Source organism: Micromonospora globispora, assembly GCF_003857015.1.
Lineage (GTDB): Bacteria > Actinomycetota > Actinomycetes > Mycobacteriales > Micromonosporaceae > Micromonospora > Micromonospora globispora.
In genome coordinates this window covers 1-9,123 of the sequence record NZ_QGGF01000416.1, presented here as the reverse complement: position 1 = coordinate 9,123, position 9,123 = coordinate 1, and the positions used below count along the sequence as shown (strand labels likewise).

Below are 9,123 nucleotides of genomic sequence, written 5' to 3'. Positions count from 1 at the left end.
ACGGCGCGTACCTCGGTCCGGACTTCACCGCCGCCTACCTGCACCGGTACGCCTCGGTGGTCGCCTTCCTCGCCCTGCCGCTGGCCGGCTGGCTGCTCGCCCGACGGCTCGGCGGCCGCGCCGCCCGCTGGCTCCGCGGGCTCGCCCTGACCAGCCTGGGCCTGGCGGCGGCGATGATCTGGTCCGCCTACCCCGGCGACCGCGTCCTGCTCGGCCTCGCCGAACGGCTGCTCATCCTCGCCGAGGTCGCCCTCCTCGCCGTGGTCGCCGCGATCCTGGCCCGGCGCCCTGGGTCACTCCAGTTCGTGGAGCATGAGCTGGCGGGCCGCCTCGGTGATGGAGCCGGAGAGGGACGGGTAGATGGTGATGGTCTGGGCGAGCTCGTTGACGGTGAGGTTGTTCTCCACCGCCATGGTGATCGGGAGGATCAGCTCGCTCGCCTTCGGCGCCACCACCACGCCGCCGATCACCTGGCCGCTGGCCGGGCGGCAGAAGAGCTTGACGAAGCCGTCTGCCAGGTCGTCCATCTTGGCCCGGGCGTTGCCGGAGAGCGGCAGCATCACCTGGCGCGCCGGGATCTTGCCGGCGTCCACCTCGTTCTGCGAGACACCGACGGTGGCCAGCTCCGGGTCGGTGAAGACGTTCGCGGCGACGGTACGCAGCCGCAGCGGCCGGACCGCCTCACCGAGCGCGTGCCACATCGCGATCCGGCCCTGCATCGCGGCGACGCTGGCCAGCGGCAGCACCCCGGTGCAGTCACCGGCGGCGTAGATGCCGGGGACGTTGGTGCGGGACACCCGGTCGACCGTGACGTAGCCGCCGCGGGCGAGCTGGACGCCGTACTCGGCGAGGCCCAGGTTGGCGGTGTTGGGGATCGAGCCGACCGCGATCAGCGCGTGCGAGCCGACCACGATCCGGCCGTCGGCGAGCACCACCTCCACCCCGTCGCCGATCCGGCGGACCGCCTCGGCCCGGGAGTTGTTCAGGATGGTCATGCCCCGGTTGCGGAAGACCCGCTCGATGGCCATCGCCGCGTCGGGGTCCTCGTGCGGCATCACCCGGTCCCGGCTGGAGACCAGGGTGACCTCGACGCCCATCGCCAGGTACGCGCTGGCGAACTCGGCGCCGGTCACACCGGACCCGACGACGACCAGGTGCTCGGGCAGCTCGGGCAGGTCGTACACCTCGCGCCAGGTCAGGATGCGCTCCCCGTCCGGTACGGCGGTGGGGAGCTGGCGGGGGGTGGCGCCGGTGGCGATCAGCACCGTCGATGCGGCGATGGAGTACTCCTCGCCCCCGCCGGCCGGGGTCACGTTCACCCGGTGGGTGTGACCGAGCGTGTCCTCGCCGAGCCGGGCGGTCCCGGCCACGAACTCCACCCCGGCCTTGACGAGCTTGGTGTGGATGTCGGCCGACTGGGCCAGGGCGAGCCGCTTGACCCGTTCGTGCACCGCGCGGGCGTCCACGGTGACCGCCTCCAGCCCGTCGGAGTGCACCCCGAACTCGTCGGTGTCCCGGTAGCCGGTGACCACCTCTGAGCTGGCGATGAAGGTCTTCGACGGGACGCAGTCGGAGAGCACGCAGGCACCGCCCGCCCCCTCGGCCTCGACCACGGTCACATCAGCGTCCAGCTGGGCGGCGACCAGCGCCGCCTCGTACCCGGCCGGCCCGCCGCCGATGATCACGATCTGGCTCACAGCGCTCGCCCCTCGTCAGTGGTCACAGTGACTTTCTTCTCCCCATCGCGCTCGACACGCACCGTCGTATTCTCCCCCACCCGTCGGCCGGGCTATCGTCGTCGCCGTGCGTCATTACGCCGCTTACGGCTCAAACCTGGATCCCGCCCGGATGCGCGCCTACTGTCCGCATTCGCCGATGGTGGGTACCGGCTGGCTGGAGGGGTGGCGGCTCACCTTCGCGGGCGAGGGCGTCATCGGCTGGGAGGGCTCGGTCAGCACCGTGGTCGAGTCCCCGGGTGACCGGGTCTTCGTGGCGCTCTACGACATCCACCCGTACGACGCGGCGCAGCTCGACGAGATCGAGGGCGTGACGGCCGGGACCTACCGCAAGCTCACCGTCCGGGTCTCGACGCTGGACGGCGACGTGACCGCCTGGGTCTACGTCTTCGACGGCTACGAGGGCGGCCTGCCGACCTCGTGGTACCTGTCGGAGATCGCGAACGCGGCGGAGAAGGCGGGCGCGCCGGACGACTACGTCACCGAGCTGCGGTCCCGCCCCACCGGCACCGCGTCGGCGTAGCGCGTTTCGCACGCCTCCAGTCTGCTCCGGCCGGCTCCGCGGCCGCCCGCCGACCCCGAACCGGGTCGCCTATGACACAGCGGCGGCGACCGTCCGCTCGTACATGTCGGTCCAGCGCACCTCGCGCAGCCCCACCGAGCGGTAGAGGGTCACCGGGGTGGTGGGGTTGGCCAGGTCGACGCCCAGGCCGGCGGAGGTCCGGCCCTTCCCCGCGTAGACCGCGAAGGCGCGGCGCAGCAGCGCCGCCCCCACCCCTCGCCGCCGGTACGCCGGCAGCACCGAGAGCGTCTTGACCCAGCCCATGTCCTGCTCCAGCGCCTGGTCGGAGGACTGGAGGGCGCCGGCCGGCTTCCCGTCGACCTCGGCGACGAACCACTCGTCCCAGACCTTGCCGGACGACGGGAGCGCCTCCCGCCACCGGTCGAAGCCGACCGGCTCGTAGTCCGGGGTGTCCCGGAACGCGGCGTCGAAGATCCGGTGGAACTCCCGCAGGTCCGCCTCGTCGTCGGGGCGCAGCAGCCGGACGGTCATCCCGGGCGGGGGCGGCGGCTCGGCGGGCAGGTCGGCCAGCGAACGGGTCATCCGCACGTACCGCTTGACCCGGGTGAAGCCCGCCTCGTCCAGTTCCGCCGCCCAGCGGGTTTCCGGAGCGAAGACGGCGGTGCGCGCGGTCAGCGCGGGGAGCCGGCGTTCGGCCGCCCGCTCGGCGATCCGGTCGAGTTGCCGGGCGAGCAGCGGGGCCCGCAGCGCCTCGCCGCGCTCAGGGTCGACGTAGACCTCGACGAACTCCCGGCCCACCCCGGTCGGGTTGTTGAGGATCGCCCAGGCCACCACGACGCCGTCCGGGTCGGTGACCACCCAGGAGTCTCGGCCCGGTTCGAGGAACGGGGCGGTCAGCGCCTCCCGCACGTCCTCGGCGTCGAAGTCCGGGTACCCGACGGCGAAGGTGTCGGCGGCGTGCACCACCTTCAGGATCGCGGATGCGTCGTCCAGGGTGGGTCGGCGGGCGGTCCAGCCGGGCGCGGGTCGCCTGCCGCACCGCGCATGCGGTCGGCGCGGCCGGGATCGTCGCGCTGGCGTTCCCGCTGCACCCGCCCGGGCGCCCGGAGCGGTCCCGGGCGGACGAACTGCGCACCGGGCTGCCCACGCTCGTGGTGAACGGTGACCGCGACCCCTTCGGCGTGCCCGACCCGGGCCCGGGAGTCGAGGTGGTGCTGCGCCCGGGGGAGCGGCACGACCTGCGCCGCGATCCGGCCGGGACGGCCGCGGTGGTACGCGACTGGCTGCGCGCCCAGAGCCGGGTGTCCCGCTGAACCCGCCGCGTGCCGCGTGACCGGGGGCACCCGCAGGTCGTTGCATCGGATGGTGTCGGCGTCCGGTTCGGGCGGTTGGCACCATCCTCCCAGGCCCTTCCTGGTCCCAACGTCGGTTCGCGGCCGGCCGGGACCAGGAAAGGCGGGTGGGGAGGGCGGAATGTGCCGGGCGGCGACTCGCGTTACCAACCACGGACGACTTTTCAGCCGAGGGGGGTGACCGTGCCGACCGAGACACGGAGTCGGGAGCGGGACGAACGGGACGCACAGCAGCTGCGCCAGCTGCTGGACGCGCCGGAGTGGCCCGCGGACGGGTCGGTGGTGAGCACCAGCACACCCGCTGGAAGTGAATCTGCGCCCAGGTGGGTACGCGTATCCTCGGCGGGAAAGCATCCGACGCGAGGGGATGTGCGGTTGACCACCGAGAAGACGGACGAGCGCAGGGCCCGTTTCGAGCGGGACGCGATGCCCTTCGTCGATCAGCTCTACGCTGCCGGGCTGCGGATGACGCGCAACCCGGCGGATGCAGAGGACCTGGTCCAGGAGACGTACCTGAAGGCGTACGCCGCCTTCCACCAGTTCGAGCAGGGCACCAACCTGAAGGCCTGGCTCTACCGGATCCTGACCAACACCTACATCAACTCCTACCGCAAGCGGCAGCGCCAGCCTGTGCAGGCGCCCACCGACGAGATCACCGACTGGCAGCTCGCCGAGGCCGAGTCGCACACCTCCAGCGGGCTGCGCTCTGCCGAGACCGAGGCGCTGGACCGGCTGCCGGACAGCGACGTCAAGGAGGCCCTCCAGCAGCTGCCGGAGGAGTTCCGCCTGGCCGTCTACCTGACCGACGTCGAGGGCTTCTCCTACAAGGAGGTCGCCGACATCATGGGTACGCCGATCGGCACCGTGATGTCGCGTCTGCACCGGGGTCGACGCAATCTGCGCAAGCTGCTCGAGCAGTACGCCGCGGAGCGGGGCTTCAGCTCCGCGCCGTCGTCGAAGGGCTCGACCGCCGCCGCCGGCCGGGAGGTGTGATCGTGAGCTGTGGAGAGCCGCACGAGACGGACTGCCGCGAGGTGCTCGCGGAGGTGTACCTCTACCTGGATTTGGAGTGCGGCCAGGAGCGGCGCACCCTGATCCGCCACCATCTCGACGAGTGCGGGCCCTGCCTACGCGAGTACGGCATCGAGCAGGAGGTGAAGGCGCTGGTTGCCCGCTGTTGCGGCAACGAGACCGCGCCGGAGCAGCTGCGCGAGCGGCTGCGGGTGCGCCTGACCGAGCTGGTGGTCTTCGAGACCAGCGAGTCACGCGAGCTGGCGGACTGACGTACGTACGACCGGTGGCCCGGGTCCGATCGGACCCGGGCCACCGGTGTCTCCCGGCCTCGCGCCGGGGGCGATCGTCTCCGGCGGGTGCCCCGCCGCCGATCAGGAGTTGGGGCGCTTGCCGTGGTTCGCGCTGTTCTTCCTCCGGGCCTTCTTCCGGCGGGCCTTCTTCGCCATGCTGTGCCTCCTTGAGTTGGTCACGGTCCGACCGCGGGCGAGCGCGGCGGAGGTCGCGTACCGGTCCTCCGGGCGTCCGGGGTCCGACCCGCTGATGCTAGTGCCGCCCGCGCCGCCGGTGGTCCGGCGGGGCCGAAAGCGGCGCGGCGACCGCTCCGCGCCCGCGGTGATCCGGGTCATGATTGGATACCGTTCGACACACCGGTGGAGAGGGAGGGCCGTGAGATGGCCGAGGAGATCCGCGCCGAGATGGTGGCGAACGTCTGGAAGGTCGTCGCGTCGGCCGGGGACACCGTGTCCGAGGGGGACACGTTGGTGATCCTCGAGTCGATGAAGATGGAGATCCCGGTCGTCGCCGAGTCGGACGGCGTGGTCAAGCAGCTCGCCGTCAACGAGGGGGACGTGGTGCAGGACGGCGACCTGATCGCGGTGATCGATTGACCGGCGTCTCGGTTCGCCTCGCCGACCCGGCGGACTTCGCGGCGGTGGCCCGGCTGACGGTCGCCGCCTACGAGGCCGACGGGCAGCTCAAGGGCGAGAACGGCTATGCCACGGTGCTGGCCGACGTGGCCACCCGGGCGGAGACCGGCGAGGTGCTGGTGGCCGTCGACGAGGCCACCGGTGAGGTGCTGGGCGCGGTGACGTTCGTGCTGCCCGGCACCCCGTACGCCGAGCTCTCCGGCCCCGGCGAGGCGGAGTTCCGGATGCTGGCGGTCGATCCGGCCGCCCAGGGGCGTGGTGCCGGGGCGGCCCTGGTCGACGCCTGCCTGGCCCGGGCCACCGGGCTGGGCTGTTCGGCGGTGGTGATCTGCGTACGCAGCGGCATGGCCGCCTCGGCGCAGCGGCTCTACCAGCGGCTGGGCTTCGTCCGGGTGCCGGAGAAGGACTGGTCGCCGCTGCCCGGCGTGGACCTGCTGGGCCTGCGCCTCGACCTGACCATGCGCGGCTGACCGGCGTCCGGGATCCGGGCCGGGTCAGTCGCCGTCGGCGATCCGGGCCAGCAGTTCGTCGGCGACCTCCAGCGCGATCTTCTTCCGCTCCTCGTCGGTGATGTGCGGCTGTTGCACCACGAAGAAGCTGCTGTGCACGGCGAAGAGGGTCAGCGCGGCGCGGAGTTGCGCGGCGGGGGAGTCGTCGCCCCGGGACAGCTCCTGGGCGAGGCGCAGCATCCGGTCCCGCATCTGCTGCCCGGCGGCGAGGCTCTTCAGCACGGTCTGGTTCTGCTCGAAGAAGCGCATCACCGAGGGCAGTTCGCTGGCGAACATCGCGTCGGCGTATGTGGCGATCAGCGTCCGGCGGGTGGCCAGGGTGGCCGGCTGGGTCTGGGCCCAGGCGATCAGCTCGTCCATCCGGTGCAGCCGGTCCTCGACGAGACTGTTGACGATCTCGTCCTTGCTCCTGAAGTGGTAGTAGAGGGCGGCCTTGGTCACGCCCAGCCGCTCGGCGATCTCCCGCAGCGAGGTCTTCTCGTACCCCTGCTCGGTGAAGAGCTCCAGCGCGACGGCCTGGATGCGTTGCCGCGTGCCGCCTGTGCTCTCCCTCACCCTTACCACCTATCTCGCTTGACGGTTCCTACCCACCAACTTACCGTGCGGCTAGTAAGGTAACTAGCCGGGCGGCAAGTAAGTCGGTCACAGTCTTCGGGGGAGCTTACCCATGAGTCAACCAGCCCAGGCGTCTACGAGGCCCAATGTCCGGGTCGTGCTGTTCGGCCTGATGATCGCGATGATGCTCGCGATGCTCGACAACATGATCGTCAGCACGGCGCTGCCGCGGATCGTGGGGGAATTCGGCGGCGTCGACCACTTCACCTGGGTGGTCACCGCGTACGTCCTGGGGACCACGGTCTCCACGCCGATCTGGGGCAAGCTCGGTGACCTCTACGGTCGCAAGACGGTCTTCCTCACCTCGGTGGTCATCTTCCTGATCGGCTCGGCGCTCTGCGGCATGTCCGGCTCGGGTGTCTTCGGTGGCGTCGACAGCGGCATGATCGAGCTGATCGCCTTCCGGGCCGTTCAGGGCCTCGGCGCCGGCGGCCTGATGGTCGGCGTGATGGCGATCATCGGTGACCTGGTGCCGCCCCGGGAGCGGGGCCGCTACCAGGGCATGATCGCCGGCATCATGGCGATCGCCATGGTGGCCGGCCCGCTGGTCGGCGGCTTCATCACCGACAACCTCTCCTGGCGCTGGGCGTTCTACGTGAACCTGCCGCTCGGCGGTCTGGCGCTGCTGGTGCTCGCCACCACGATGCACCTGCCCAAGTACCGCACCGAGCACAAGATCGACTGGCTGGGCGCCGCGCTGCTCTCCGTCGGCATCACCGCGATCGTGCTGGTCACCACCTGGGGTGGCAACGAGTACGACTGGACCTCGCCGCAGATCTTCGGCCTCTCCGCCCTCGCGGCGGTCGCCCTGGTGATCTTCGGGTTCGTCGAGCGCCGGGCCGCCGAGCCGATCCTGCCGCTCCGGCTCTTCGCCAACCGCAACTTCGCCCTGATCTCGGTGATCGGCTTCCTGCTCGGCTTCGCGATGTTCGGCGCGATGAACTTCCTGCCGCTCTACCAGCAGACCGTGCAGGGCGCGTCGGCCACCAACAGCGGCCTGCTGCTGCTGCCGCTGATGTTCGGCATGCTGGTCGTCTCGCTGGTGGTCGGCCGGGCGATCACGAAGACCGGCCGGTACCGGATCTTCCCGATCGTCGGCGGCGTGGTGATGACCGCCGGCATGTTCCTGCTCAGCCGGCTGGACGTCGACACCAGCAAGGCCGCGTCCTCGCTCTACATGGTCGTGCTCGGCGCGGGCATGGGCTTCCTGATGCAGACCTCGATGCTGATCGCACAGAACAGCGTCGAGCAGAAGGACCTCGGCGCGGCGAGCGGTGGAGCCACCTTCTTCCGCTCGATCGGCGGTTCGTTCGGCATCTCGCTCTTCGGCGCGATCTTCGCCAACCGGCTCGCCGACTCGTCGGCCGGCGGCGCGTTCAGCGGCGGCGGAGGTGAAGGCCGGGGCATGGACCTGGAGAAGCTCAAGGAGCTGCCGCCGCAGCTGCGCGAGGTCGTCCTGGGTGGCCTGGCCGACGCCATCTCGCACGTCTTCCTCTGGGCGGTGGTCTTCACCGTCGCGGTGCCGGTGCTCGCCTGGTTCATCAAGGAGGTCCCGCTCCGCTCGACCAACGACGCCCCGTCGGCGGCCGCCAGCCCCGACGAGCAGGCCGAGGCCGCTCTCGGCAAGGCCCCCGTCGCCTGACGCTCCCCGCCGCGGCCGCGCCGACCCTTCCCGGGTACGGCGCGGCCGCGGCGCATGTTGATCTGGTGTCGATCTTGCCCCCGGCCCCCGGCCCCCGCCGCCGGCGGTCGGTGAGGGTGTGGCGGGTCAGGGGCGGTGGAGGAGGAGGGCGACGAGCCGGCGCCAGAGGCGGCGCAGCGGGCCGATCGGGGCGGCCGCCGGCGGCCCCGAGATCAGTTCACGGGCCAGGGCCGTCGTGGCCGGGTCGAGGGCCGGGGTGGCCAGCGCCAGGTGGGCCAGGGAGGTGGCGATCGGCACCCGGCGTTCGCGGGCCACGGCCATCACGTCCGCGAGGCGTTCGGCCACCACCCCGGCCACGTCGTCTCGTACCGCGGGGTCGACCCAGGCGGCGGTGACCAGGGCGTACAGCGCCGCCTCGGTGATCCAGTCCTCCACCCCCCAGACCAGCTCCACCAGCACCCGGCGCCGGGTGGACTCCGCCCACGGCTCGTCGGTGCGGTGGTGCAGCAGGCCGAGGCAGGCCCAGACCTGCACGCATCGGACCCAGAGCGACGGGTCCTGGCCGGCGAGCACCCGGCCCAGCGCGGTCGGCGGCGGCTCGGGTGGGTGCACCAGCAGGCCGAGCAGATCGGCCAGGTCGACGGTGGCCAGGCCCACCGCCGCGTCGTACGCCGCCGGCGGGTGGGGCCAGGCCGGGTGGGCGAGCTGGCGGAGACGTTCCGCCGCCTCGGCCGAGGGGACCGGCAGGGTGGGCGCGGCGGTGGTGCCCTCGTACCGCCAGAGCTGGCAGGTGGTGGCCCGGCGCG

Annotated in this window: 10 protein-coding genes and 3 pseudogenes; 8 read left to right on the top strand and 5 right to left on the bottom strand. The window is 71.9% G+C overall.

Annotated features, from left to right (window positions below):
• Positions 1 to 56: 56 nt before the first annotated feature.
• A pseudogene (locus tag DKL51_RS22555) lies at positions 57 to 212 on the top strand (DUF998 domain-containing protein); the annotation flags it as partial.
• Positions 213 to 293: 81 nt separating this feature from the next.
• Here the strand turns inward: DKL51_RS22555 and DKL51_RS22550 are convergent.
• Positions 294 to 1,697 carry an NAD(P)H-quinone dehydrogenase gene (locus tag DKL51_RS22550; protein ID WP_109942775.1) on the bottom strand — a complete coding sequence of 468 codons (1,404 nt, stop codon included), beginning with the start codon at positions 1,695 to 1,697 and terminating at the stop codon, positions 294 to 296.
• A 106-nt stretch (positions 1,698 to 1,803) separates the two neighbouring features.
• Here DKL51_RS22550 and DKL51_RS22545 point away from each other — a divergent pair, with 106 nt between their 5' ends.
• Positions 1,804 to 2,259, top strand: a complete 456-nt coding sequence (locus DKL51_RS22545) for a gamma-glutamylcyclotransferase (protein WP_109942776.1) — start codon at positions 1,804 to 1,806, stop codon at positions 2,257 to 2,259.
• 69 nt (positions 2,260 to 2,328) lie between these two features.
• Here the strand turns inward: DKL51_RS22545 and DKL51_RS22540 are convergent, their stop codons facing one another.
• Positions 2,329 to 3,222, bottom strand: coding sequence for a GNAT family N-acetyltransferase (locus tag DKL51_RS22540; protein ID WP_260428622.1), 894 nt, complete (start codon positions 3,220 to 3,222; stop codon positions 2,329 to 2,331).
• A gap of 26 nt (positions 3,223 to 3,248) precedes the next feature.
• Here DKL51_RS22540 and DKL51_RS36565 point away from each other — a divergent pair.
• The 3 genes and pseudogenes from DKL51_RS36565 to rsrA form a co-directional block, all read left to right on the top strand.
• Positions 3,249 to 3,572: pseudogene (locus DKL51_RS36565) on the top strand (alpha/beta family hydrolase); the annotation flags it as partial.
• Positions 3,573 to 3,794: 222 nt separating this feature from the next.
• Positions 3,795 to 4,604, top strand: coding sequence for a sigma-70 family RNA polymerase sigma factor (locus tag DKL51_RS22535; RefSeq protein ID WP_109945445.1), 810 nt, complete (start codon positions 3,795 to 3,797; stop codon positions 4,602 to 4,604).
• A 2-nt stretch (positions 4,605 to 4,606) separates the two neighbouring features.
• Entirely contained in the window at positions 4,607 to 4,894 is a 288-nt protein-coding gene (gene rsrA, locus DKL51_RS22530) for a mycothiol system anti-sigma-R factor (RefSeq protein WP_109945432.1), read from the top strand.
• A 102-nt stretch (positions 4,895 to 4,996) separates the two neighbouring features.
• Here the strand turns inward: rsrA and DKL51_RS22525 are convergent, their stop codons facing one another.
• Positions 4,997 to 5,251, bottom strand: coding sequence for a 50S ribosomal protein bL37 (locus tag DKL51_RS22525; protein ID WP_109945433.1), 255 nt, complete (start codon positions 5,249 to 5,251; stop codon positions 4,997 to 4,999).
• A gap of 45 nt (positions 5,252 to 5,296) precedes the next feature.
• Between DKL51_RS22525 and DKL51_RS22520 the strand changes: the two genes are divergently transcribed.
• Together DKL51_RS22520 and DKL51_RS22515 are read left to right on the top strand one after the other, a co-directional pair.
• A complete protein-coding gene (locus DKL51_RS22520) occupies positions 5,297 to 5,512 on the top strand; it encodes a biotin/lipoyl-binding carrier protein (protein WP_088973021.1) in 216 nt (71 codons plus the stop codon).
• Positions 5,509 to 6,021: a GNAT family N-acetyltransferase gene (locus tag DKL51_RS22515; RefSeq protein ID WP_109945434.1), complete on the top strand. Its 513-nt coding sequence runs from the start codon at positions 5,509 to 5,511 to the stop codon at positions 6,019 to 6,021. Before DKL51_RS22520 ends, DKL51_RS22515 begins: the two co-directional genes overlap by 4 nt.
• 24 nt (positions 6,022 to 6,045) lie before the next feature.
• On the opposite strand, the gene DKL51_RS22510 is transcribed toward DKL51_RS22515, so the two are convergent.
• A complete protein-coding gene (locus tag DKL51_RS22510; RefSeq protein WP_109945435.1) occupies positions 6,046 to 6,615 on the bottom strand; it encodes a TetR/AcrR family transcriptional regulator in 570 nt (189 codons plus the stop codon).
• A 112-nt stretch (positions 6,616 to 6,727) separates the two neighbouring features.
• On the opposite strand from DKL51_RS22510, the gene DKL51_RS22505 reads away from it, so the two are divergent.
• Complete coding sequence (locus DKL51_RS22505) at positions 6,728 to 8,317, top strand: MDR family MFS transporter (RefSeq protein ID WP_109945436.1); 1,590 nt, start codon at positions 6,728 to 6,730, stop codon at positions 8,315 to 8,317.
• Between the two features lie 126 nt (positions 8,318 to 8,443).
• Here DKL51_RS22505 and DKL51_RS22500 read toward each other — a convergent pair.
• A pseudogene (locus DKL51_RS22500) lies at positions 8,444 to 9,123 on the bottom strand (tetratricopeptide repeat protein); the annotation flags it as partial.

Excerpts from the sequence above, each read along its gene's own strand:
- DKL51_RS22525 (WP_109945433.1), bottom strand. The coding sequence starts at position 5,251 with ATGACCCGGATCACCGCGGGCGCGGAGCGGTCGCCGCGCCGCTTTCGG.
- DKL51_RS22520 (WP_088973021.1), top strand. The coding sequence starts at position 5,297 with ATGGCCGAGGAGATCCGCGCCGAGATGGTGGCGAACGTCTGGAAGGTC.
- DKL51_RS22505 (WP_109945436.1), top strand. The coding sequence starts at position 6,728 with ATGAGTCAACCAGCCCAGGCGTCTACGAGGCCCAATGTCCGGGTCGTG.